Below are 25,583 nucleotides of genomic sequence, written 5' to 3'. Positions count from 1 at the left end.
ATGTCTTTAGCAGAGCGAAACGAGTATTATCTAAAAGAGCATACTCCAAACAATCCTCAGGAAGAAAAAAAGATTGCATTACAACCAGTTGAGAAAAAAGAACCTGTGAACAAAGTAAGTGTCTTAAGTCGCTTGGAAAAAATTATTGGCGTGAGTTTTGTCGTTGCTTTGCTTGTATTATCAGTAGCAACGATAAAATTAACGACAGCTGTCAATAAAGAGGAAGAAGCGATTAGTTTAAAACAACAAAAAATAGGGACATCAAAAAAAGAAGTGAATCGCTTGGAGCAAGAAAAAAATGAATTGTTAAGACAAGATAGGGTTAAAGAGATTGCTGAAAAATCAGGAATTAAATTACATGAAGATAGTATAAGGACAATTCGCGAATGAAAGATAAAGTTATAACATTTTTTAAGAAAATTCAAAAAAAAATAAAAAGTAAGAACTTAACACCAGAAAAAAACAGGCGGAAAGTTGGTATGATTTTAAGCATTACCTCTGTCATTGTTTTTTTTGTGTTTACTTTTCGTTTTGTTTACATTGTAACAATTGGAAAAGTAGGTTCAGCGAATTTAAATGAGAAAAGGGACAGTCTCTATCAAGGGAGTAGCATAATCAAAGCAAAACGTGGAACCATTTACGATCGTAATGGTTTACCAATTGCTAAAGATGCTACTTCCTATTCGTTATACGCTGAACTAAGTGAAGATTATGTTGGTTCGAATAATAAAGAATTATTTGTTCATAAAAAAGATCAACAACGAATTGCAGAAATTTTAAAACAATACGCTAATGTGCCGGAGGAAACGACGAAAGAGCAATTTGTACCTAAGAAAAATAAAGCTGGTAAGGTGATTAGTACAGTTGAGTTTGGTGATAAAGGAAAAAACTTATCTTTAGAAACTAAAACAAGTATTGAAGAGGCTCTTAAAAAAGAAAAAATAACAGGTATTTATTTTAATGAACATCCTGATCGTATGTATCCCAACGGTGAATTTGCTTCTTACTTAATTGGATATGCTTCACCTACTAAAAATAAAGCAGGTGAAACTATTTCGATTTCTGGCGAAAAGGGAATGGGAATAGAGCAAGCCTATGATGAGGTTTTAAGAGGTCAAGATGGCTATAAACATTATCAAAAAGACAGTAAAGGGAATGAATTACCGGGAACGGCTGTCGTTGAAAAGAAAACGCAGGATGGACAAGATGTTTATACAACGATTGATACCAACCTTCAAGTTAGATTAGAAGATGCGATGGATGAAGTTCAAAAAGAAGCAGAGCCTGTTAATATGACGGCGATGCTGATGAATGCAAAAACAGGTGAGATTTTAGCTGCTTCACAACGACCGACATTTGATCCTCAAACGAAAAGAGGTCTTTATAAAGAAAAAGGCCAACCGGATCCTATTTGGGATAACCTTTTAGTCCAGTCAGCATTTGAACCAGGTTCAACAATGAAGGTCTTTACCGTAGCCGCTGCCCTTGATTCAGGGAAGTTAAATGAGAATGAAACTTTTCAATCGGGACAAATTCAAGTAGCTGATCGAACCATAATGGATTGGAACGGTGGGAAAGGCAAAGGGCCAATGACTTACCGTCAAGCACTGGCTTGGTCAAGTAATGTTGGTATGATCCATTTGGAACAAAAGATGGGGACGACTTGGCAAGCCTATTTACAAAAATTTGGTTTTGGGAAGACCACACATTCTGGATTGCCTTTAGAAGCCGCTGGAAATATTCAAGATGCATCAACAGTCGATACGGCAATGACCTCATTTGGCCAAGCTATCGGGGTCACTAGTTTTCAAATGATGCAAGGTTTCACAGCAATTGCGAACGATGGAAAAATGATGAAACCACAATATTTAAAAAAAGTGACGACAAAAGATGGCAAAGAAAAGATTTATGGACCAGAAATGGTGAGTCAGCCAATTAAACCAGAAACAGCACATACTGTTTTAGATTATATGCAAGATGTTGTGAATGATGAAACTTATGGAATTGGGTTTGGTATTTATGGTATTGATGATTTGAATGTTTCAGCTAAAACAGGAACAGCGCAGATTTTTGACCGAGGGATTTTAATGACAGGACCAACGGACTATCTTTATTCCGTTGTGCAGATAGCACCAACGGAAGATCCGGAGTACATCATGTACGTTACCATGAAACAACCTAAAGTTGGTGATGGTCCAAATCAAATAGCTAAAATTTCAAATAGTGTTCTTGAACATGCTTTTAAAGTCGATGCAGGTAGTACGGAACATGAATAAAAGATAGAACGGATAGGAGAAAAGGTATGTCGAGTTCAGAATTATTGATTCCTATATCATTAGGATTTGCATTTGTATTAATGGTGATGCCCATTTTCATCTTCTTCTTTAGAACAAAAAAAATGGGACAAGCTATACGTGAAGAAGGACCACAAGCCCATCTAGCTAAAACAGGAACACCCACGATGGGTGGCGTTGTTTTTCTAATGAGTATTATATTAGCGTCATTAATAACAGTTATATGGAAAGAGAAAATCACATCATCTTACATTATTTTAATTGTTATTTTAGTCTTATATGGTGGGTTAGGCTTTATCGATGATTTTTTAAAAGTTTTCAAAAAACAGAATTTAGGTTTGAAATCGGGACAGAAATTAATTGGGCAAATTATTGGTGGAGCTATCCTCTATGGTGTGATTAAGATGGAAGGAATCCAAGAAACAGTAACACTTCCTTTAGTAGGTGACCTTCATTTGGGTGTCCTGTATGGAGCATTTTGTATTTTTTGGTTAGTTGGCTTTTCGAATGCGGTTAATTTAACCGATGGTATTGACGGCCTTGTATCGGGATTAGGTATTATATCTTTTGCAACGTACGCCTTTATTTCATGGAAACAACATCAAATCGATATTATGCTAGTTTGTCTTGCAACAGTAGGTGCGTTGTTAGGCTTCCTCGTTTATAATAAAAAACCAGCCAAAATATTTATGGGCGATGTTGGTTCATTAGCTTTAGGTGGTATGTTAGCAACGATTTCTATTCTACTAAAACAAGAATGGACTTTACTTTTAATTGGGTTTGTTTATGTAATTGAAACCGCCAGTGTGATGTTACAAGTTGCTTCATTTAAAATGACAGGAAAAAGAATTTTTAAAATGTCACCTATTCATCATCACTTTGAATTAAGTGGTTGGTCAGAATGGAAAATTGATATTGTTTTTTGGATAGTAGGTTTAATCATGTCAGGATTGACATTAGGAATTTTATACTTATAAAAAGGAGTCTTAAGGATGAAAGCAACAACGAAATATCAAAATAAAAAAATTTTAGTGTTAGGTTTAGCTAAAAGTGGAGTTGCGGCTGCCCGTTTATTACACAAGTTAGGCGCATTTGTGACAGTTAATGATGCTAAGAAATTGGATGATAATCCGGAAGCACAGCATCTACTAGAACAAGGAATGACAGTAATAACGGGTGGGCATCCTGTGGACTTACTTGATGAAGGGTTTGTTTTAATTGTGAAAAACCCAGGGATTCCTTATACTAACCCTATTCTCGAGGAAGCAATGAAAAGAAAGATTCAAATTATTACAGAAGTAGAGTTGGCCTATGATGTTTCAGAGGCTCCCATTATTGGGATTACCGGGACGAATGGTAAAACAACCACTACTACAATGATTTACCAACTCTTAAATGAAGGACGTTTAAGAGGACAAGCTCGTTTAGCTGGAAATATTGGTTACCCTGCATGTGAGATTGCAATGAAAGCGACGAAAGAGGATTGCTTAGTAACTGAATTATCAAGTTTTCAATTATTGGGTATTCAAGAATTTCATCCGTATATTGCTGTCGTTACAAATTTATATGAAGCGCATTTAGACTATCATGGCACAAGAGAAGAATATGTAAAAGCTAAGTGGCACTTGCAAGAAAATATGACGGTATCGGATTACCTTGTTTTAAATTATAATCAAACAGAAGTAAGAGAATTGGCTAAAAAAACAAAAGCGACCGTTATTCCATTCTGTACAGAAGGACTAACGGAAGAGGGAGCTTACCTTAAAGAAGGAAAACTCTTTTATCAAACAGAATTTATTATGTTGGCCGAAGAAGTTGGTGTCCCAGGCGTGCATAATATTGAAAACGCACTGGCTTCGATTGTCGTGGCAAAATTAAACCAAATTTCAAATGAAGTTATTCGTGATGTTTTACTACATTTTTCTGGAGTACCTCATCGTACAGAGTACATTGGTGTTTTTGAAGGAAAAAAGGTCTATAATGATTCGAAAGCAACAAATATTTTGGCTACAGAAAAAGCATTAAGTGGTTTTGATAATAAAAAATTAGTATTGATTGCTGGGGGATTAGATCGAGGCAACGGTTTTGATGATTTAATCCCAATGTTAAAAGACTTAAAAGCAATTGTTTTAATGGGAGAAACTCAAAGTAAATTGTTTGAAACCGCACGTAAAGCAGGTGTTGAAACAATTTATAAGGTTGATAGCATGGAAGAGGCTGTTTTAAACGCATTTTTAGCGAGCGATAGGGGAGATTCTATCTTATTATCACCAGCCTGCGCAAGTTGGGATCAATATGCTAACTTTGAAATCAGAGGAACTGCATTTATTGACGCAACTCAAAAACATTTTAAAGAAAGTAAGTAGGGATAAAATGAAGATATTAGTATCTGGAGGCGGTACAGGTGGACATATTTATCCAGCTGTATCCTTGGTGAAACATATAAAAAAAATAAACCCAGAAGCTGAATTTCTATATATTGGTACTGAAAAAGGCTTAGAAAGTAAGATTGTTCCTGAAAACAAAATTCCTTTTGAAACAATTGAGATTCAAGGATTTCGACGCTCACTTTCACTAGATAACTTAAAGACAGTTTACTTGTTTTTAAAAAGTGTCCGTGCATCGAAAAAAATTATTAGTGAATTTCAACCTGATATCGTAATTGGGACGGGTGGCTATGTTTGCGGGGCAGTGGTCTATGCTGCAAGTAAACTTAAGATACCCACTATTATTCATGAACAAAATAGTGTCGCGGGAGTTACCAATAAGTTTTTATCACGTTATGTGGATAAAATCGGGATTTGTTTTCAAGATGCTGAACAAGATTTTCCTAAAGAAAAAGTGGTTTTAATTGGAAATCCTCGAGGACAAGAAGTGGTAATGACAGAGAAATCAGCTGTTTTAGTTGACTATGGTCTTGATCCTAATGTGCCAACGGTTTTAATTTTTGGCGGGAGCAGAGGTGCACAAAAAATAAATAACGCTGTTTTAGCTAGTTTAATGTTATTTTCTGAGCGAGAATATCAAGTGTTGTATGCATCAGGTAATATTTATTATGAAGAAGTTCAGACTTTTATTGCTGAAAATCAGCTAGATTTACCTAATGTTAAAATTGTGCCTTATATTGAGCAGATGGAACGTGTTTTAGCAAATGTGGATTTAGTAGTTGGTCGCGCGGGAGCAACTTCTCTAGCAGAAATAACAGCTTTAGGGTTACCTTCAATCTTAATACCAAGTCCTAATGTGACTAACGACCATCAAACCAAAAACGCTCAAAGTTTAGTGAAACGTTCAGCAGCAATTTTAATTCCTGATTCTGAATTAGAGGGTCTTCGATTAGTTAAAGAGGTAGATAGTGTTATGGAAGACTCAGAAAAAAGAAATCAAATGGGAATAGCAACAAAAAAAGAAGGTATTCCTGACGCGACGGATCGCTTGTATCGATTAGTTAATAAAATGATTTCATGAGGAGAGGATGACTAAGGTGAGTTCAATCCATTCAAATGAAGAAGAAAAAAAAGTAGATTCTTTATCCAAAGATGTGGTGGATAAAGAGAGAAATACTGATGAAACGACTCCTTCTATATCAGAAAAAAAGATAGGATTTAGAGCTAAGCTAATGAAAGAATTAGTTTTAATTTTAGTCGTTTTAACCGTAGCTGTCTTAATCAATTTATATTTCATATCACCCTTTAGTAAGCTTCAAAAAATTGAACTTTCTGGTCTGTCTATGAGTACATCAGAACAAGTAATAAAAAGTTCGAATTTGAAGATAGGTGAAGGAATTTGGTCACAGTATTTTAGTAAAAATAAAACAGAACAAAAAATCCTTGATAAAAATCCGCGTATAAAATCTGTTAAACTACAATTAGCTTCATTTGATCGCTTTAAAATTAAAGTAAAAGAATATAAAACAATTGGATTTCTAAAAAAAGATAACAAGTTTCATGCTATACTAGAAAATGAAAGAATTCTTAAAGAAGCAACAAATCAAAAAAATGATGATTTACCAACCTTAATTAATTTTAAAGAAGATGAAGTGTTAGCCTCATTTTTAAAGGTCTATCATTCATTTGATGATACGTTAAAATCGAACGTTCTGGAAGTTGAATCGAATGCAACCGATAAGAACCCTTATCGGATTACTTTAAAAATGAAAGATGGTAATCAAGTGATTGCACTTTCGACAACCGTTGCTAGTAAAATTAAATATTACGATAAAATTGTAGCTGAAATGAAAGGTCCTGGTGTGATTGATATGGAAGCCGGAACCAGTGGAATTTTTTCATATGAGAACCAAGAAAATAAAAAGGAAACAGAGCAAACCACTCAAACCACTCAAAATTTAGTTGAAGAATGGAATTAAATCAGAATTTCTGAACATTTAATAGAATATTCTTTATTTAATGGTCTATTTTATGATAGAATGATGTGTGGTATTATGCAATAATAGAGGAAGACTCTGTTAGAAAATAGGAGGGAACACCTTTCATGGCAAAAACAGGAATACATGTGAGTCTCGATGTAGGAACTACGTCTGTTAAAGTAGTAGTTGCTGAGTACATAGAAAATCAAATTAACATTATCGGTGTAGGAAATGCAAAATCAAAAGGATTGGATAGAGGTATTGTCATTGACATTGATAAGGCTGTCCAATCTATTCAACGGGCTATAAAACAAGCGGAAGAAAAATCTGGCGTTCAAATTAGAAGTGTTAGTGTTGGAATTCCTGCCAATTTATTAGAAGTTGAAAAATGTGAAGGAATGATTGCTGTTAATTCAGAATCAAAAGAAATCACATCAAATGACGTTAAAAATGTTGCACAAGCAGCTGTTGTTCGCTCGACTCCTCCAGAACGCCAAGTGATCACTTTGATTCCGCAAGAATTTAAAGTAGATGGTTTTGAAGGAATAAAAGACCCTCGTGGAATGATAGGCGTTCGTCTAGATATGAAAGGCTTATTATTTACAGGACCTAAAACAATTGTTCACAATATTCGTAAATGTGTCGAAAAAGCTGGTTTAGTCGTTGAAGAAATGGTTATCACACCGTTAGCTTTGACAGAATCTATTTTATCTGATGGTGAAAAAGACTTTGGAACAGTTATCATTGACATGGGTGGTGGACAAACAACCACATCTGTGATGTATGAACAAGAACTTAAGTTTTCTCATGTTGAACAAGAAGGTGGCGAATTTGTCACTAAAGATATTTCCGTTGTTTTAAATACGTCATTAACCAATGCGGAAGCTTTAAAAATTAATTATGGTTATGCCTATCCAGAAAAAGCATCATCAAATGAAGATTTCCCAGTAGATGTTATTGGTCAAAATGACCCAATTAAAATTGACGAACGTTACTTATCAGAAATCATCGAAGCTCGTGTTGAGCAAATTTTTTCAAAATCAAAATCAGTTCTGGCTGCCGTAGATGGTTTGAACTTACCAGGTGGCGTTATTTTAACTGGTGGTGCAGCAAGTTTACCAGGTGTTGTCGAATTAGCAGCAGACATTTTTGGAACAAATGTTAAATTATATGTTCCAAATCATATGGGATTAAGAAATCCAGTCTTTGCAAATGCAATTGCGATTGTTGAATATGTTACAGGATTAGATGAAGTCTATCATGTCGCTAAAGAAGCGGTTTATGGTAATCCAAAACAACAAGTTGTATCGACGAAAGATACATATGTGCAACCAAAAGTCGAAACAGTTCCTGCACCAATGCAAGAACCTGTGACTGAAATTCAGTCGGAAGAAGTTGAAAAAGAAGGCATTGGAAGTAAAGTTAAAAACTTCTTTTCAAATATATTCGACTAAACTAATTAGGAGGAAACAAACAATGGAATTTTCTTTAGATAACACGGTCAATGCCGGTGCTGTGATTAAAGTCATTGGTGTTGGTGGAGCCGGTGGAAATGCTGTCAATCGTATGATTGATGAAGGCGTAAAAGGTGTAGAATTTATTGTAGCTAACACAGATGTTCAAGCTTTACAACACTCAAAAGCTGAAACGGTTATTCAATTAGGCCCAAAATTTACAAAAGGTTTGGGTGCAGGATCATTACCAGAAGTTGGAGAAAAAGCAGCTCAAGAAAGCGAAGAATTAATTGCAGAAGCTTTAGCTGGAGCTGATTTAGTTTTCATTACTTCAGGAATGGGTGGCGGTACAGGAACAGGTGCGGCTCCGATTGTAGCTGGAATTGCTAAAGAACAAGGTGCGTTAACCGTTGGTGTCGTAACACGTCCGTTTAGTTTTGAAGGCCCAAAAAGAAGTCGTTTTGCTTCGGAAGGTGTTTCTGCCTTAAAAGAAAACGTGGACACATTGGTTATTATTTCTAATAACCGTTTATTAGAAATTGTAGATAAAAAAACACCGATGTTAGAAGCTTTTAGAGAAGCGGATAATGTATTAAGACAGGGTGTTCAAGGAATTTCAGATTTAATTACATCACCAGGATACGTCAACTTAGACTTTGCAGATGTTAAAACAGTCATGCAAGATCAAGGAACAGCTTTAATGGGAATTGGTGTCGCTAGTGGTGAAGATCGTGTGATTGAAGCAACTCGTAAAGCTATTGCATCACCATTGTTAGAAACTTCAATCGAAGGTGCTGAGCAAGTTCTATTGAACATTACTGGTGGCTTAGACATGACATTATTTGAAGCGCAAGATGCTTCTGAAATTGTTGCGAATGCAACAGGTGGCGATGTGAATATTATTTTAGGAACATCAGTTAATGATAATCTTAATGATGAAATCATCGTAACGGTTATTGCTACTGGAATTGATCCTGGTAAGAAAGAACGTCAATCGACTGGAAGAGTAGTAAATAAAGCACAACAAACAATGGTGCAAAGACCAACAAGACAAGCACCTGCTCAAGAAATAGTAGAACCTCAAGAAACACAACAATCAGGAATGTTTGGTGATTGGGATATTCGTCGTGAACCTAATACGCGAGCTATTCCAGATGAAGCAACCTTCGACTCACTTGAAAAAAAAGATTTAGATAACTTTTCAAATAATCCAGCCAATCAAGATGAAGATGATGAGTTGAGTACACCACCATTCTTTAGAAGAAAAAGATAAGTGAGCGTATAGACTAATGATAAAATCTAATGTATTGGCAATTCGTCAAACGATTGAGGAGACTTGTCAAAAAAGTGGTCGACATTTAGAAGAGGTTCGTTTGATTTGTGTGAGTAAAAGTGTGAATACAGAAAAGACGATACAAGTAATTGAATGTGGTGTTATTGATTTAGCAGAAAACAGAGTAGATAAACTATTGGAAAAGAAGCAAGATTTAAGTGAGTACAATGACTTAAAGTGGCATTTCATAGGGAATTTACAACGACGAAAAGTAAAAGAAATCATTAACGAGATAGACTATTTTCATGCGTTGGATAATATGAAATTAGCAGAAGAAATTCAAAAAAGAGCGAAACAAGAAATAAAATGCTTTGTTCAGATAAATGTTTCAGGTGAAACGTCTAAACAAGGCCTTTCACCTGATGAGTTATTAGAATTTGTTAAAGAACTAGCAGGTTTTGATAAGATAAAAATAGTGGGATTAATGACTATGGCCCCAATTGATGCAACAGAAGAGCAATTACATAATTATTTTTTTAAGATGAAAAGTTTGCAAAATGAAGTGATTAGTAAAAATCTAGAACATGCTCCTTGTTGTGAATTAAGCATGGGGATGAGTCAAGATTATGAGATTGCGGTTGAAGAAGGTGCAACTTTCATTCGTGTGGGGTCAGCTTTTTTTAAGAATTAGTGGAGAGGTGGAAGCTACTTGAAATTATTTAATAAACAATCTTTCTCTGAATTTTTCTTGTTAGGCCAACCAGCAAATGAAGAAAATCAAGTGGATGAAAGGGTAAACACACCCAATGTCAACCCATCTACTAATAAGGCTCAAAAAAATAACAAGTCAAAAATGAAACAAGAAAGAACAAAAAATATGAAACAACAAGCATTAGATGTCTCTCCAAAAAATACTGTGCCTCAAAACAAGAAAGTGGTGCCGATGAATACATTCAAGCAACCTTCTTATTCAGAAGGGACAACTAATGCTAAAAAAATGGTGAACACTAAAGTTGCTGATCGTCAAAGATTAGAAAAAAAAGTAACTGTTTTTGAACCTAATGAGTATAATGAGTGTCGTATGATGGCACAATGTTTATTTAGAAATGAAATTGTTATACTATCTTTTTCTGCTATGGAGGAGTATCAAGCACGTCGAGTGATTGATTTTTTAACAGGTGTGGTTTATGCAGTTGATGGTGATATTCAAAGAATTGGGGAAGAAATATTTATTTGTACCCCTCAAAATGTGGAAGTAACGTCAACAATTGCGAAGAGTTTGGTAGAAGCACATTTGTCAGAAATGTAGGAGAGTGATAGTTAAATGATCATTTTATTGTTAACAATCTTCAGTAAGGCAATTGAAATTTATTTATTTGTTTTGATTGCTTATGCCTTGTTATCTTGGTTTCCAGGTGCCTATCAAACAAAAGTAGGTGAATGGATAATAAAGTTGGCTAGACCGTATCTTAGTCTGTTTGATCGTTTAAATCTATCAGTAGGTCCAATGGATTTTACCGTCTTGGTAGCAATTATTGCTTTACAGTTATCAAGTCAAGCGATAGTAATGATTATAGGCAGATTATTAGTCGCATTTTAAGATGTTTAAGAGAGGGTGTGAGTTTTTGCTGGCTAATGTGTATCAACATTTTCGCAAGGACGAACATCCTTTTATTGATTCTGTACTTGATTGGATTGAACAAGTCAATCTTCAATATGCACCATATATTACTGATTTCTTAAATCCTCGTCAAATTTTTATATTAGAATCTTTAGTTCGTCAAGATTTAGACCTTCATTATCAATTATTTGGAGGGTATGAATCAGCTGAGAGAAAATGTGCGATTATTTATCCAAATTATTATGAACCATCATTAAATGATTACGAAGTAAAAATGTATGAACTTAATTATCCAACTAAATTTTGTGAGTTAAGTCATGGTAAAATTTTAGGGACAATCATTAATAAAGGAATAAAAAGAGAGTGTATTGGAGATATTATAACGGATGGTGAAAAATGGCAACTCTTTTTAAAAGAATCGATTGCTCATTTTATAACGTTACAAACTGAAAAAATAGGTAATGTTAGCATTCGCTTTATTGAAAAAGAATATTCTGAAATTATCCAACCGGTAGAAGATTGGCAAGTAGAAATGCAAACCGTCTCTTCCCTTCGAATTGATAATTTGATATCATCAGTATATAATATATCTAGGCAGCGCTCAAAAAAACTAATTGAAGCTGGTAAAGTTCAGCTGAACTGGGCAGTAGTGGAAAGACCTGATTTTTCTGCAGAATTTCAAGATGTCATTTCTGTTAGAGGGTTTGGAAGAATACAATTAGTAGAGATTCATGGTAAGACAAAAAAAGATAAGATTCGTATCAGTATACGATGCTTAAGAAAATAATTTAAGAGGTGGGAAAATGAGTTTAAAACCAATTGATATTACGAATAAACAATTTACATCAAAATTTAAAGGGTATGACCGTAACGAAGTTGATGATTTCTTAGACCAAGTCGCTCTTGATTACGAAAGATTAGTTCAACAAAACCGTGAACTTGATAAAGATATCAAGCAAGCTGCGGATAAACTAAGTTATTTCAGCGAGTTGAAAGAATCATTAAATCAATCCATTATTGTCGCTCAAGACACAGCAGATAAACTAAAAGAAAATGCAACGAAAGAGTCAGATTTAGCGATTCAACAAGCTCAAGCGCAGTCAGAAGATATTTTAGCTCATGCAAGTAAGATGTCAGAAGAATTGATTACAACTGCAACAGCTAAAGCGAATAAAATTTTAGGTGATGCAAGTGAACGAGCTCGTCAGTTAGCTGTAGAAACAGATGACTTGAAGAAGAAGACACGTGTCTTCCATCGTAATTTATCAGTTCTTTTAGAATCACAACTTCAAATTGTTCAAAGTGATGAATGGGATGAATTACTGAAACCATTTGGTGCTTATGTTGATAATACACACCAAGCATTCAAAGAAGTATTAGATGCTGTTGAAGCAGCGAATGCAGGACCACAAGAAAATGTTAATACTGTTGCTGTTGAAGTGACTCCGACATTTAGTAATGAATCAGGTTCAGGTGAAATACAAGAGAATGAACAACGTGAATTACCTAAAAAGTTAGGAAATAAAGGCGGTCGTCAACATCGTAACCGTTCTTAATAATAAAAAATATGAAACAGAAAAGACGATTTTATTCTTACCAGTGATTTAGGGAAAGTGGAAACCTAAAAAAGCTCTGAAATAGTCTAGATCCTTCATAAAATTGTTACAACTGAAATTTATAGTAAGTGTAACCGGTTAAGCACCGTTAAAACGAAAGAGGATTCATGTTTTTTATGAATCGAACTTGGGTGGTAACGCGAAACTTCGTCCCTTATTGGGATGGAGTTTTTTTATTTTTTTAAAAGAGAAAGGGGTATAACTAGATGAAAACAAAAGAAACGTTACATTTAGGAAAAACAGGATTTCCAATGCGTGGAAATTTACCTGTTAAAGAGGTAGAATGGCAAAAAGATTGGGAAGAAAATCGTATTTATGAACGTCGTCAAGAATTAAATGAAGGTAAACCTACTTTTGTTTTACATGATGGCCCCCCATATGCAAATGGAAATATTCACTTAGGTCATGCGCTTAATAAAATTAGTAAAGATATTATTGTTCGCTTTAAATCAATGTCAGGGTTCCGTTCACCTTACGTTCCTGGTTGGGATACACATGGACTTCCAATTGAACAAGTGTTGACTAATAAAGGGATTAAACGTAAAGAAATGAGTCGTGCAGCATACTTAGAAAAATGTAAAGAGTATGCTTTAACACAAGTCGACAAACAGCGTGAGGATTTTAAACGTTTAGGTGTTGCTGGTGAGTGGGATCACCCTTATATTACATTGACACCAGATTATGAAGCTGCTCAAATCAGAGTCTTTGGTAAAATGGCTGATAAGGGCTATATTTATAAAGGTTTAAAACCAATCTATTGGTCGCCATCAAGTGAATCATCACTAGCTGAGGCTGAAATTGAATATAAAGATGTTAAGTCTGCTTCAATTTTTGTCGCTTTTCCAGTGAATGATGGTCAAGGAGTCTTAGAAGCTGATACAAGTTTTATCATTTGGACAACGACACCATGGACATTACCTGCAAATACAGGTATTTCGGCAAATGCAGAGTTTGACTATGTTTTAGTTGAGACTGAAGGTAAAAAATATGTTTTAGCAAAAGAACTCTTAGAAACGGTTGCAAAAGAAATTGGTTGGGAAGACTATTCAGTTGTCAAAAGTTTTAAAGGAACTGAATTAGAAGGAATGACTGCACACCATCCATTCTATGATCGTGATTCTCGTGTTGTCTTAGGTGATCATGTAACACTTGAAGCGGGTACAGGGTTAGTTCATACAGCTCCTGGGCATGGTGAAGATGACTATATTGTTGGTAAAAAGAATGGTTTAGAAGTTTTATCACCTGTTGATGGTCGTGGTTGCTTTACTGAAGAAGCACCTGGATTTGAAGGTATTTTTTATGATAAAGCGAATCCAATGATTACCGAATTGTTAAAAGAAAAAGGTTTATTACTAAAATTAGATTTCTTTACTCATAGTTATCCACATGATTGGCGAACAAAGAAACCCGTTATTTATCGTGCAACACCACAATGGTTCGCATCAATTGATAAATTTAGAGAAGATGTCCTTTCTGAAGTTGAGAAAGTTGATTGGATTATTCCATGGGGAAGAACACGTCTATATAACATGATTCGCGATCGTGGTGATTGGGTTATTTCTCGTCAACGTCAATGGGGCGTTCCATTACCAATTTTTTATGCTGAAAACGGCGATGCTATTTTAAATAAAGAAGTAACTGATCATGTAGCTGATTTATTTGCTGAACATGGTTCAACGATTTGGTATGAGTGGGATGAAAAAGAACTATTACCAGCAGGTTTTACACATCCAGGTAGTCCTAATGGAACATTTACAAAAGAGACTGATATTATGGATGTTTGGTTTGATTCAGGATCTTCACATGAAGCAGTGCTAAAAGGTCGAGATAATTTAACGTTTCCAGCTGATCTTTATTTAGAAGGATCTGACCAATATCGTGGTTGGTTTAACTCAAGTATCACTACAAGTGTTGCGATTAATGGGGTTTCACCATACAAAGCTGTTTTATCTCAAGGATTCACATTGGATCCTCAAGGTCGTAAGCAAAGTAAATCATTAGGAAATACAATTGAACCGAACAAAGTAATCAATCAAATGGGTGCAGATATTTTACGTCTGTGGGTTGCTAGTGTTGATTATGAATCAGATGTTCGTGTGGATATGAATACATTACAACAAATTTCAGAAGTTTACCGTAAAATTCGTAATACAATGCGTTTCCTATTGGCGAATACTTCTGATTTTGATCCAAAAACTAATCGAGTGGCTTATGATGATTTACGTTCAGTTGATAAATATATGATGATTCGATTGAATCAAGAAGTTAAAGCAATTCGTGAAAAAGGGTATGAAAAATATTCATTTTCAACAGTGTATAAACAACTCGTTAATTTCTGTACGACTGATTTATCAGCTTTCTATTTAGATTTTGCTAAAGATGTTGTCTATATTGAAGCAGCAGACAATGTGGAACGTCGTTCAATGCAAACCGTTTTTTATGACATCTTGGTGACAATTACTAAATTGATGACACCTATTTTACCTCATACATCTGAAGAAATCTGGTCTTATTTGAGTGAGGAAGAAGAGTATGTTCAGTTAACAGAATTACCAGGTTATGTTACTTATACTGATCAAGATGAGTTATTAACAATGTGGACAGAATTTATGACATTACGTGATAATGTTCTGAAAGCACTAGAAGTTGCTCGTAGCGAGAAGTTGATTGGTAAATCATTTGAAGCTAAAGTAACGCTCTATCCAAATCCAATGATTAAGACTTTGTTAACAAGTTTAAATACAAACTTAGCACAAATCTTGATTGTTTCAGATTTAGAAGTAGGGACTTCATTTGAAGCAGCACCTGAATCAGCAATTAAGTTTGACGATCTTGCTGTTTTAGTTGAAAAAGCACCAGGTGAAACATGCCAACGTTGTCGTGCAGTGAAAGAAGATGTGGGAAGTCATGAAACATTTCCAACGTTATGTTCACGCTGTATTAGTATAGTTGAAGAAAACTTTCCAGAAGCAATCAAAGAAGGTTTAGAATAAAAATAAAAAGTTGCCCTAAAACAGAAACTTGTTTTAGGGCAACTTTTTATTTTTTAAAAGGGCACCAAACCCATTGACGACCATCTTTTTCTAATAAATCAAAAGCAGATTGTGGTCCCATAGAACCTGATGAGTAGTTGGGAAAATCAATTGGAGTTTGATCCCAGACATGACGGATAACATCAACAATTTTCCAAGATTGCTCAACTTCACTCCAATGAGTAAAGTTAGTAGCATCTCCTTTAAGACAATCAGAAAGCAATTTTTCATAAGCTTCAGGTGTATTTTCAAGATTTTCAACAGATTGTCGGAACATTAATTTAGTTGGATCAATGTCAAAACCGTTTCCAATCTTTTTCCCGTTTAAAGTTAGCGAAAAACCTTCTGTTGGTTGAATATAAATAGTTAAGATATTTTCAGGTAATTTTTTTGTATTACAGATTGGCTCATCAACTGAACGGAAAATGTTAATCGGCGTTGATTTAAAAACGATATTAATTCGAGTTCCTTTTTCGGCCATATTTTTTCCTGTTCTTACATAAAAAGGAACACCTGTCCAACGGAAGTTATCAATTAAAAATTTTCCAGCAACAAAGGTCTCAGTTACCGAATCAGGTTTAACACCATTTTCTGAACGATAGGCTGGGACTCCTTTTTTATTTGTAAGGCCAGTTCCATATTGTCCACGGACAAAGTTCTCATTCACTTCTTTAGTATCAAAAATACGAACGGCCTTTAGAGCATTGATTTTTTCAGTTCGAATAGCTTCGTCAGAAAAAACAGTTGGAGGTTCCATTGCTAATAGCGCTACGATTTGTAGAATATGATTTTGAACCATATCTTTTAAAGCACCACTTTGATCATAATAACCGCCACGTTCTTCGACACCTAAGCTTTCAGCTAAAGTAATTTGAATGTTATCAATATATTTATAATTCCAAAGCGATTCAAAAATATTATTTCCAAAACGAACAGCAGCAATATTTTGAATCATTTCTTTACCTAAATAATGATCAATTCTAAAAATTTGTTCTTCAGAAAAAACAGCAGAAATTTCATTATTTAATTGTGTCGCTGATTCATGGTCTACACCAAAAGGTTTTTCAATAATCAGACGATTGAAGCCATCTTTTGAAATGATGTTTTCTGATTGGATATGTTTGGAAATGATTCCAAAAAATTGTGGTGCCATAGCAAGATAAAAAATACGATTTCCATTGAGCTGATATTTTTGATCAAGTTCATCGGCAAGTTGTTGTAAGGAAATATATTCCTCGGTGTTTGTAACGTTTAATGGTTGATAGTAGAAGTGTTCAACAAATTCATTCAGTTCTTGTTCGGTCGGATTTAGATCTTGTAGTGATTCAGCTACTACCTTTCTAAAACGATCGTTTGACCAATCACTACGTGCTGTCCCAATGACAGCAAAATGTGAATGGATCATTTTTTTTCGATGGAGACGAAAAAGAGAAGGATATAGCTTTCTCTTAGCTAAATCTCCCGTTGCCCCAAAAATAGTGAACAGGGCATGGTTCTCGTGCGTCATAGCGTTACCAACTTTCTTTGCAATAATCATTAGGTCTAACCCCCCAATATTCTCTATTCTACTTTTAAACTCTGAACAAATCAATCCTTTAGAGCGGAATGGATTTTAGTTAATTTGACTTTAATAAATAAATGGGGTTATAAAAAAAATTATGCTATACTATCTAAGTAATTAAACAAATAGGAGCGAAATAGCATGGGAAAAGAATATTCAGAAAAACATATCATTCCTTTTTATGAGTGTGATGTCACTAAAAGAATCACATTACCATCTTTATTAAAATTAGTTGTTGCAACTTCAACAAGTCAAAGTGAAGTACTTGGTGTGAGTGAAAAAAAAGTGGCTGAGTTTGGTTTAGGATGGATTATAACGCATTATGAAATTGACATTAATCGACTGCCTGAACAGGGAGAAACGATTACAATTAAAACAGAGGCGGAATCCTATAATAAGTTTTTCTGTTATCGAAATTTTTGGATTTTAGATGAAAATGGAGAAGAATTAGTCTATATGCAGTCTGTATTTGCTTTGATGGATACTCAGAAGCGTAAAATAACAAGTGTAAAAAAAGAGATTATAGCTCCCTTTGCCTCTGAAAAAATTAAAACAATTAAACGACCAGCTCCACAAGCTGAGTTCAAAGAGAGTGCAGCTACTAAAAATTATGTTGTGCGCTATTTTGATTTGGATGCCAACCAACATGTTAATAACGCCATTTATTTTATTTGGTTATTTGATGTTTTACCCATTGAATTTCTTAGAGAAAACACACCAAAACGTATTTTGGTTAATTTTAATAAAGAAGTACTTTATGGCGATGCTGTTGTTAGTCAATATTCAACGGTCTCTTCTGATGAGACCGTGATAACTGCTCATAAAGTGACGGTTGATGAGCAATTATCATGCGAAGCTACGATTTATTGGTAAAATAATCAATAAGTTTTTTATAAAGCACTTGTCATTTTACTATCAACGCAGTAAATTTAAAAAATACATCTTATATTTGCGGGGGAAATTCTATGAAATTTTATGAAAAATCATCCAAGTTAGAACATGTGAGTTATGATGTTCGTGGACCTGTTTTAGAAGAAGCTGATCGTATGGAAGCTCAGGGAATCCATGTTTTAAAACTAAATACTGGTAATCCAGCTACCTTTGGCTTTAAAGCACCCAATGAGATTATCTATGATTTGATAACCAATGCTCGCCAATCAGAAGGCTATTCTGATTCAAAGGGAATTTTTGCTGCTAGAAAAGCAATTCAGCAATACTGTCAACTTAAAGGATTGCCAGAAGTTTCAATCAATGATATTTATACTGGAAATGGTGTAAGTGAGCTAATTATGATGTCGATGCAGGGATTGATTGATAATGGTGATGAGATGTTAGTGCCAATGCCTGATTATCCACTGTGGACGGCGGCAGTTACACTATCGGGTGGTCATGCGGTTCATTATGTCTGTGATGAATCAGCTGACTGGTTCCCCGACATTGACGATATAAAAAGTAAAATCACACCTCGGACAAAAGGGATTGTTTTAATTAATCCAAATAATCCAACAGGAGCTCTTTATTCTAAAGAATTACTTGAAGAAATTGTTCAAGTGGCTAGAGAAAATCAATTGATTATTTTTTCTGATGAAATTTATGATCGTTTAGTAATGGATGGTTTAGAACATATCTCAATTGGTAGCTTAGCACCAGATTTATGTGTCGTGACTTTTAATGGTTTATCTAAATCACATCGAGTTGCTGGTTTTAGGTGTGGTTGGATGGTTTTAAGTGGTGAAAAAAAACATGTTAAAGGCTATATTGAAGGTTTAAACATGTTAGCTTCGATGCGTTTATGTTCGAACGTCTTGTCACAACAAGTTATTCAAACTGCTCTTGGAGGTTATCAGAGCGTTGATGAATTACTGTTGCCTGGAGGACGAATCTATGAGCAGCGTGAATTTATAACAAAAGCGCTAAGTGATATTCCTGGTATTGAAGTGGTTAAACCAAAAGCGGCTTTTTATATTTTTCCTAAAATAGATGTTCAACGTTTTAATATTCGTGATGATGAAAAATTTGTTCTTGATTTTTTACATGAACATCATATTTTGTTGGTTCATGGAAAAGGGTTTAATATGAATACACCAGATCACTTTAGAATTGTGTATCTACCAGAAGTTGAAGATTTAAAAATGACAACAACGGCATTACAAACATTTTTAGAAACGTATCGTCAAAAATAAAAAAGAAGAGTGTCTTTACTAATTAGTAAGCACTCTTCTTTATTTTAGGCATTTACCGAAGAAAGTTGACAAGCTTTTTTACTAACGACAACTCGTCCCAAATATTTATCTAATAATTCTGAGTTGGGATTACTGACACTGATTAAAAAAGAATGTTCGTATTCTTTTTCGATAAAGCCTTCGAATTGTTGACCTTGCCAATCAAACTGAATCTTATTCTCTTTTTGCATGCGACACTCACTCCTCATCTATCAATAAAAAATTAAAAAAATGGTACGAATTTCATAGTGTTTCCATATTATAACATAATAAATATAAAAGTGAAGTTAAAATTTAAAGAAAGCGCATTCTTAGTCTTTTGTCTGATAGTTTGTCATTTAGTTTCGTTTTTAGATACAATTTGGAGTAAAATGTTATTTTTAGAGAAAACCTAGACGCTTACGAAAGATACTCGTATAATGTAATTTAAGAACGAATGAAAGGAATGATTTGATTGAATAACATAAGAATGAATAAAATCTTAGTAGAGATGAAGGTACGGAAACTGCCACAACTACTAGTATCTGATCCAGCAACCATTTATTATTTAACGGGAGTTTCTGTTGATCCAGGTGAACGCTTATTAACGTTAGTTTTAAAAGAGAATGGCGAACATGTAGCGGTGATTAATCGCTTATTTCCTATTGCTGAAAAAGATTTAGGAATGCCTATCGTTTCAGTTGATGATACAGATGAAGGATTTGGGATGCTGAATTTAATTAATCAGTTAGATGTTAATCAAAAAATAGCTGTGGATAAAAGCTGGGCGGCACATTTCTTATTGGATTTAATGAAACGTGTGGATAAACCTGTGGATAACTTTGACTTAAGTTCTAACATCACAGATGATATTCGCAGTGTTAAATCTGTTGAAGAAATAAAATTGATGAAGGATGTTTCTAAAGATAACGATGAGGCCGTTAATCGTTTACAAGCTCTAATTCCTCAAAAATTAACAGAATTAGAAATGACAAAGAAATTAGCAGCTATTTATCATGACCTAGGTAATTCAGGCTTTTCATTTGATCCAATTGTTGCTTATGGTGCGAATGGAGCCGATCCTCATCATATGAATGATGATTCAATAGTTAAGGCAGGAGACAGCATTATTCTAGACATTGGTGGCATTAAAAATGGGTATTGTTCAGATATGACGAGAACCTTTTTCTATCAAGAGGTTTCAGATAAAAGTCGCGACGTTTATGAAACGGTTCTAGAAGCTAATCTACGTGCGATTGCTAAGGTAAAACCGGGTGTTAAATTCAGTGAGATTGACGCTGCAGCCCGTGACTACATTACTGAAAAAGGGTATGGTGAGTACTTTACTCATAGAACAGGTCACTTTATTGGGATTGAGTGCCATGAAGCTGGCGATGTTTCAGCGGCAAATCATACTGAAGTTAAACCAGGCATGATTTTTTCAATTGAACCAGGTATTTATTTGCCAGGTGAAGTAGGAGTAAGAATTGAAGACTTAGTTGTAGCAACGGAAACGGGCTGTGATGTTTTAAACCATTATCCTAAAGAATTAACAATTATTGCTTAAATAATAAAAACAAATAATAGTAAGATTTTAAAATTACTATTATTTGTTTTTTTTTGTGTTTAAACAGTAGGAACTATCTTTGAAAGCGATTGCTAAATAATTTTTAATATGTTAATATACCAAGTGTAATAAGTCATTTTTATTTTATTATAAATTAAGCAGTAAGACAAGGAGAACAAAGTATGACTTTAGCCTATTTTGAAGAGTGCCAACGTTTAGCAAAAATTTTAGAAGAGAAAGAAAGTCAAAATATGTCGAAAGCGGCAGCAATCATTGCCAAGGGGATTATGAACGGTGGGATTATTCAATCGTTTGGTAGTGGACACTCTTATGCCGCCGCGTTAGAGGTTAGCGGACGAGCAGGAGGCTTAATACCTTCTAAGGTTATTTTAGATCCAGCCAATGGTTTGTATGAAAGAAGTCAAGGTGTTGGTAAAATACTAACACATCGCTTAATGATTGAACCGAATGATATTTTTGTTTTGATTTCAAATTCTGGTCGTAATCCAATGAGTATTGAGATTGCAGCGTGGGTCAAAGAGCATGGTAATCCTTTAATTGTTGTTACTGCATTAGAAAGTTCAAAACTATCTTCATCTCGTCATCCAAGTGGTAAATTATTGTATGAGTTTGCAGATGTTGTTTTAGATAATCATTCGACATTTGGTGATTCGGCATTAGAGGTAGAGGGACTGGACTCAAAAGTATGTGGCACGTCTTCTTTTTCTGCTACTTTGTTGTTACAACAGACAATGTATGAAGCCTTTGAATTAATGTCAAAACAGGGATTTGAACCCCCGATTTATAAGAGCGCCAATGTTGATGGTGGCCCAGAATACAACGAAGAAATAGAAAAAAAATATGCAAATCGTATTTTTCATATTTAATAAAAAATAAAAGCCTAATTTCCAACGAATCCTGTTGAAAATTAGGCTTTTTCTTGCTATTTCTTTTTTGCGATAAAAGTAAAGAGAGAAGCTTGTTCATTTTTATGATAGCCTCGAATGACTTGAGTAGTTTCAAAACCAAAAGATGTCATCAATTGTTTTAATTCATTAATCCCATACCAGTACAAAATAAAATGAGAAAGTTCACTATTTTTTAAAATTCCTTTTTCAAAATATTCGTAGCGATGGAGATAACTGATTTTTTGGTTAACCCAATCTATTGATTGACTGTGACTTGTAAATAAAATACCTGTTTCTTTAGTGAGAGGAAAAGAATATGTTTCTTGCTGATTTTCTTTAAAATCGACAGGTAGTTCAATATCAAAGATAAGTTCTCCTCCTGTTTCGAGATGCCCTGAAAAACGTTGAAAGACCTGTCCAATCTTTTCTTTTGGAAGTAAACAAAAACTACCTGTTGGCATAATAATGGTTTCATAGGTTGTTTCTAGGTTTAAATCTAAAAGGTTTTGGTGGAATAGGGGAGTAGTCAGTTGCTGTTTTTTTAAATTTATTTCACATTGTGTTAACATTTCTTTCGATAAATCAACTCCCTCGATGAGCAGCCCTTTTTCCAAAAAGGGAATTAACATGCGACCTGTTCCAACGCCAGCTTCGAGTGTTTTTCCTTTTTTATTTTTTAGTAAATGATAATAAAATTCAATATCTCCATCGATTGAGTGATTAATTGGCTTAGTTATTTCATATACTTTAGTACTTAATTCACCATATTCAATAAACATACTTAACGACTCCTTTAAGTGTTTGATAGTTATTAGTATACAAGATATTTTCTGAGTTTGTCAGACTAAATGATAATAGGAGTGTCAGACTAGCGCCCTATGTAAAAAAATCTTAATTTGATAAGATAAATCTAAGAGAGAAAAAGAAAGTGGGCGTTAGGATGTTAACAATTAAAAATGTATCTAAAATATATAATGAAGGTGTAACTTATCAAGCATTAAAATCAATTGATTTAGAAATTGAAGCCGGTGAATTTGTGGGGATTATGGGGCCTTCAGGTAGTGGAAAGTCAACCCTATTAAATTTAATTGGAACGATTGATCAGCCTACCTCGGGAGCAATTTATTTAAATGGAAAAGAACCAGCAAAATTAAAGTCCGAAGAGTTAGCGAAATTTAGAAGAAATGAATTAGGCTTTATTTTTCAAAATTTTAATTTAATGCCAACCTTAACCGTTGAAGAAAACATCATTTTACCTTTAACCTTAGAAGGTGAAAAAATCAGTGTAATGAAAAAAAAATTAAAGATGATTGCAATCGAGTTAGGGATTGATTCATTACTCAAAAAAAAGATTGCTACAATTTCAGGTGGCCAAGCACAACGAGTTGCGATTGCACGGGCGATGATCCATGAACCAAAACTTATTTTGGCTGATGAGCCAACAGGAAATTTAGATACGAGAGCTTCAGCTGATGTTATGGAACTTTTAGAACGGTTGAATCAGCAAAAGGAATCCACTGTTTTAATGGTTACTCACGATCCTGTTGCAGCAAGTTATTGTAAAAAAATTGTATTTATCAAAGATGGTGAACTAGTAAAACAACTAAATCGCCAAGTAGAACGAGACGTTTTTTATGATTCGATTTTAGAAACGCTGCGTGAAATAGAAGGTGTTCATCATGAATTTTAATCAATTTGTCTTGAAAAATACTTTACGAAATAAAAGTTTATACTCTGCATATTTTTTAAGTGTTTTATCAACCGTTATGAGTTTTTTTACTTTTGCGAGCTTTGCTTTACATCCACAATTGGGAACTGATTTACATACTGCAGTTAAAGTTGGGATGGCAACGTCAGCTATTATTATTTATTTGTTTTCATTTTTCTTTGTTTGGAACTCTGTGGCTATTTTTATTCAATCAAGGAAACGAGAATTTGGGGTTCTGCTAATTCAAGGAATGTCACCGAAGCAATTAAAAAAAATGATAGTGAGAGAGAACCTGTTAGTCGGCTTTTTTGCCACTTTATTTGGAATAATGGTAGGGCTTCTTTTTTCTCAGTTATTACTTTTTTTGAGTCGTAAATTTTTAGAAGTAGACTTTGCTTTTTATTTACCATTAAAAGCAATGGGGATTACCTTTCTTTCCTTTCTTTTATTATTTTTAGTTATTTCGTTTTTAGTTCAATTTAAAATACCTAGATTGGAGATTCAAACCTTACTTAAGAGTCAAGAATTGGGTCGTGGACAACTAAAACCATCAAAAACAAAAGTTCTTTTAGCTGTTTTATTAATTGGGATTGGATATCTAGTAGCCCTGATGGCAAAAGGACCACAAGTTGTGATGGCAATGATACCCGTCATTTTTGTTGTAATTTTAGGAACCTATTTCTTTTTTAATCAATTTAGTGTTTTTATGGTGAATCGTCTACAAGGTAATGAAAAATGGTTTTGGAAAAAAACAAATTTATTACTATTTTCAGACTTGGCTTTTCGAATGAAAGATAATGCAAAGGCTTTTTATCTCGTAACAGTGATTTCGACGGTTGCTTTTTCAGCTATTGGAACGTTAGTCGGATTTAAAGAGATGACTTTTTCAGGAATAGATAGTGATCCTTATGCAATCACACTCTTTCAATCAACGGAAGAAACACCAGAAAAATCAAACGAAAATATTGAATTAATCGAGAAATCTTTAGCTCGTGAAAAAGTGACAAGTAAAGCAATAGAATTAGAAACGATAACAACTCAAGCCAGTCCAGAATCAGTTGAAGCAGTGACTTTGATAAGTCAAAAGATGTATCATTATTTAGCTCAACAGCTTGAATTGGATGAGTTTAAGACTAAAAAGTTGCCTGTAGTATTAAGTAATCCAAGTGAAGAACTAACACAAACTAAAAAGAAAATGCCTCTTTCTTTTGTTCAATTCAAGGGTGAAACCAAAGAAAAAGTGACTCCCGTAAAAACAGACTATCGTTTAACTTCAAACTTTAATCCGATAGTTGTTGTTAGCAATCAAACGTATCAAAAACAAAAAGACAATAAAGATAATGGGATTAATCTTTCCTATCATTGGTTTGCCAAAGCAGAGGAAGATAAAAAACTTGTTAAAATAGGAGAGAAATTAGAAGGGAATCCAGATATTCAAATCAAGCCTTATCTGAAAAAGAAGATTAATTATTTTTATTCACCTATTTTATTTATTGGTTTCTTTATTGGTATTATTTTCTTTATTTCTGCTGGAAGTTTTCTTTACTTTAGGTTGTATAGTGACATCGCGCTTGACCGTGAAAAGTTTTTGATGGTTTATAAGCTAGGATTTAGCAAGTTAGAGATGAAAAAAGTCGTTTACCAACAAATTGGGATCCTCTTCTTTACGCCGATGATTGTTTCATTAGGTCATGGTTTAGTGGCATTAACTGCCATGTATGCTTTGTTTAATCAAAGCTTACAACCGATGGCTTTGATTGTTCTTGCGACTTTTTTAGGAATTCAAATCCTTTATTATTTAATTGCTCGTTCTTTTTATTTCAATAAATTATATCGAGAAATTACTAGAATTGCTTAATTATGATTAGAAGAAAAGGCTTTAAAAAATAAGACTAAAAAACTTTGACGTGTTGTGTCAAAGTTTTTTATGTTGACAATTAATTTTTTTTGCCTCAAAATAGTTAGGTAGCGAACTATTTAAT

Annotated in this window: 22 protein-coding genes and 2 pseudogenes; 21 read left to right on the top strand and 3 right to left on the bottom strand. The window is 34.1% G+C overall.

The annotated features are described in order from the left end of the window. The 15 genes and pseudogenes from ACTJFD_RS01055 to ileS all read left to right on the top strand — a co-directional run bounded on the left by ACTJFD_RS01055 (position 1) and on the right by ileS (position 15,617). Positions 1–390, top strand: a complete 390-nt coding sequence (locus tag ACTJFD_RS01055; protein WP_442259184.1) for a cell division protein FtsL — start codon at positions 1–3, stop codon at positions 388–390. Continuing rightward, positions 387–2,276 (top strand): peptidoglycan D,D-transpeptidase FtsI family protein, encoded by a 1,890-nt coding sequence (locus tag ACTJFD_RS01050; RefSeq protein WP_442259183.1) that lies wholly within the window; start codon positions 387–389, stop codon positions 2,274–2,276. The genes ACTJFD_RS01055 and ACTJFD_RS01050 overlap by 4 nt, the downstream gene beginning before the upstream one ends. 26 nt (positions 2,277–2,302) lie before the next feature. Continuing rightward, a complete protein-coding gene (gene mraY / locus ACTJFD_RS01045) occupies positions 2,303–3,271 on the top strand; it encodes a phospho-N-acetylmuramoyl-pentapeptide-transferase (RefSeq protein WP_442259182.1) in 969 nt (322 codons plus the stop codon). A gap of 15 nt (positions 3,272–3,286) precedes the next feature. Beyond that, entirely contained in the window at positions 3,287–4,660 is a 1,374-nt protein-coding gene (murD, locus tag ACTJFD_RS01040; RefSeq protein ID WP_442259181.1) for a UDP-N-acetylmuramoyl-L-alanine--D-glutamate ligase, read from the top strand. Between the two features lie 7 nt (positions 4,661–4,667). Continuing rightward, the gene (gene murG / locus ACTJFD_RS01035; protein ID WP_442259180.1) at positions 4,668–5,762 is read left to right on the top strand and encodes an undecaprenyldiphospho-muramoylpentapeptide beta-N-acetylglucosaminyltransferase; all 1,095 of its coding nucleotides are present in this window, start codon (positions 4,668–4,670) and stop codon (positions 5,760–5,762) included. Positions 5,763–5,778: 16 nt separating this feature from the next. Further along, positions 5,779–6,660, top strand: coding sequence for a cell division protein FtsQ/DivIB (locus ACTJFD_RS01030; protein ID WP_442259179.1), 882 nt, complete (start codon positions 5,779–5,781; stop codon positions 6,658–6,660). Positions 6,661–6,785: 125 nt separating this feature from the next. Continuing rightward, positions 6,786–7,938 (top strand): annotated as a pseudogene (ftsA, locus tag ACTJFD_RS01025) (cell division protein FtsA); the annotation flags it as partial. Between the two features lie 35 nt (positions 7,939–7,973). Further along, positions 7,974–8,114 (top strand): annotated as a pseudogene (locus ACTJFD_RS01020) (cell division protein FtsA C-terminal domain-containing protein); the annotation flags it as partial. 22 nt (positions 8,115–8,136) lie between these two features. Continuing rightward, a complete protein-coding gene (ftsZ, locus tag ACTJFD_RS01015; protein ID WP_442259178.1) occupies positions 8,137–9,387 on the top strand; it encodes a cell division protein FtsZ in 1,251 nt (416 codons plus the stop codon). Between the two features lie 16 nt (positions 9,388–9,403). Further along, entirely contained in the window at positions 9,404–10,078 is a 675-nt protein-coding gene (locus tag ACTJFD_RS01010; protein ID WP_442259177.1) for a YggS family pyridoxal phosphate-dependent enzyme, read from the top strand. Between the two features lie 18 nt (positions 10,079–10,096). Then, entirely contained in the window at positions 10,097–10,696 is a 600-nt protein-coding gene (locus ACTJFD_RS01005) for a cell division protein SepF (RefSeq protein ID WP_442259176.1), read from the top strand. A gap of 15 nt (positions 10,697–10,711) precedes the next feature. Continuing rightward, positions 10,712–10,987: a YggT family protein gene (locus ACTJFD_RS01000; RefSeq protein WP_442259175.1), complete on the top strand. Its 276-nt coding sequence runs from the start codon at positions 10,712–10,714 to the stop codon at positions 10,985–10,987. 25 nt (positions 10,988–11,012) lie between these two features. Next, positions 11,013–11,795, top strand: a complete 783-nt coding sequence (locus tag ACTJFD_RS00995; RefSeq protein ID WP_442259174.1) for an RNA-binding protein — start codon at positions 11,013–11,015, stop codon at positions 11,793–11,795. A gap of 16 nt (positions 11,796–11,811) precedes the next feature. Then, on the top strand, positions 11,812–12,564 hold the full coding sequence (locus ACTJFD_RS00990; RefSeq protein WP_442259173.1) for a DivIVA domain-containing protein: 753 nt from the start codon (positions 11,812–11,814) through the stop codon (positions 12,562–12,564). A gap of 266 nt (positions 12,565–12,830) precedes the next feature. Then, a complete protein-coding gene (ileS, locus tag ACTJFD_RS00985; protein WP_442259172.1) occupies positions 12,831–15,617 on the top strand; it encodes an isoleucine--tRNA ligase in 2,787 nt (928 codons plus the stop codon). 46 nt (positions 15,618–15,663) lie between these two features. Here the strand turns inward: ileS and zwf are convergent, their stop codons facing one another. Further along, positions 15,664–17,163, bottom strand: coding sequence for a glucose-6-phosphate dehydrogenase (gene zwf / locus ACTJFD_RS00980; protein WP_442259368.1), 1,500 nt, complete (start codon positions 17,161–17,163; stop codon positions 15,664–15,666). A gap of 195 nt (positions 17,164–17,358) precedes the next feature. Here zwf and ACTJFD_RS00975 point away from each other — a divergent pair, with 195 nt between their 5' ends. Both ACTJFD_RS00975 and ACTJFD_RS00970 read left to right on the top strand, forming a co-directional pair. After that, a complete protein-coding gene (locus ACTJFD_RS00975) occupies positions 17,359–18,090 on the top strand; it encodes an acyl-[acyl-carrier-protein] thioesterase (RefSeq protein WP_442259171.1) in 732 nt (243 codons plus the stop codon). A gap of 92 nt (positions 18,091–18,182) precedes the next feature. Further along, positions 18,183–19,400: a pyridoxal phosphate-dependent aminotransferase gene (locus tag ACTJFD_RS00970; protein ID WP_442259170.1), complete on the top strand. Its 1,218-nt coding sequence runs from the start codon at positions 18,183–18,185 to the stop codon at positions 19,398–19,400. Positions 19,401–19,444: 44 nt separating this feature from the next. Here ACTJFD_RS00970 and ACTJFD_RS00965 read toward each other — a convergent pair whose 3' ends face one another. Further along, the gene (locus ACTJFD_RS00965; RefSeq protein ID WP_442259169.1) at positions 19,445–19,630 is read right to left on the bottom strand and encodes a DUF2187 domain-containing protein; all 186 of its coding nucleotides are present in this window, start codon (positions 19,628–19,630) and stop codon (positions 19,445–19,447) included. Between the two features lie 263 nt (positions 19,631–19,893). Here ACTJFD_RS00965 and ACTJFD_RS00960 point away from each other — a divergent pair, with 263 nt between their 5' ends. Together ACTJFD_RS00960 and ACTJFD_RS00955 are read left to right on the top strand one after the other, a co-directional pair. Continuing rightward, a complete protein-coding gene (locus ACTJFD_RS00960) occupies positions 19,894–20,985 on the top strand; it encodes a M24 family metallopeptidase (RefSeq protein WP_442259168.1) in 1,092 nt (363 codons plus the stop codon). A 182-nt stretch (positions 20,986–21,167) separates the two neighbouring features. Further along, the gene (locus ACTJFD_RS00955; RefSeq protein WP_442259167.1) at positions 21,168–21,872 is read left to right on the top strand and encodes an SIS domain-containing protein; all 705 of its coding nucleotides are present in this window, start codon (positions 21,168–21,170) and stop codon (positions 21,870–21,872) included. Positions 21,873–21,928: 56 nt separating this feature from the next. Here the strand turns inward: ACTJFD_RS00955 and ACTJFD_RS00950 are convergent, their stop codons facing one another. Then, positions 21,929–22,672: a class I SAM-dependent DNA methyltransferase gene (locus tag ACTJFD_RS00950; protein WP_442259166.1), complete on the bottom strand. Its 744-nt coding sequence runs from the start codon at positions 22,670–22,672 to the stop codon at positions 21,929–21,931. Between the two features lie 161 nt (positions 22,673–22,833). Between ACTJFD_RS00950 and ACTJFD_RS00945 the strand changes: the two genes are divergently transcribed. Both ACTJFD_RS00945 and ACTJFD_RS00940 read left to right on the top strand, forming a co-directional pair. Beyond that, a complete protein-coding gene (locus tag ACTJFD_RS00945; protein ID WP_442259165.1) occupies positions 22,834–23,583 on the top strand; it encodes an ABC transporter ATP-binding protein in 750 nt (249 codons plus the stop codon). Then, entirely contained in the window at positions 23,573–25,459 is a 1,887-nt protein-coding gene (locus tag ACTJFD_RS00940; RefSeq protein ID WP_442259164.1) for an FtsX-like permease family protein, read from the top strand. Before ACTJFD_RS00945 ends, ACTJFD_RS00940 begins: the two co-directional genes overlap by 11 nt. The last annotated feature ends 124 nt before the right edge of the window (positions 25,460–25,583 follow it).

The organism is Vagococcus sp., assembly GCF_052102835.1.
Taxonomy (GTDB): Bacteria; Bacillota; Bacilli; order Lactobacillales; family Vagococcaceae; genus Vagococcus.
Note: the sequence above shows the minus strand (reverse complement) of the source record. Positions and strands in the feature narration are given on the sequence as shown.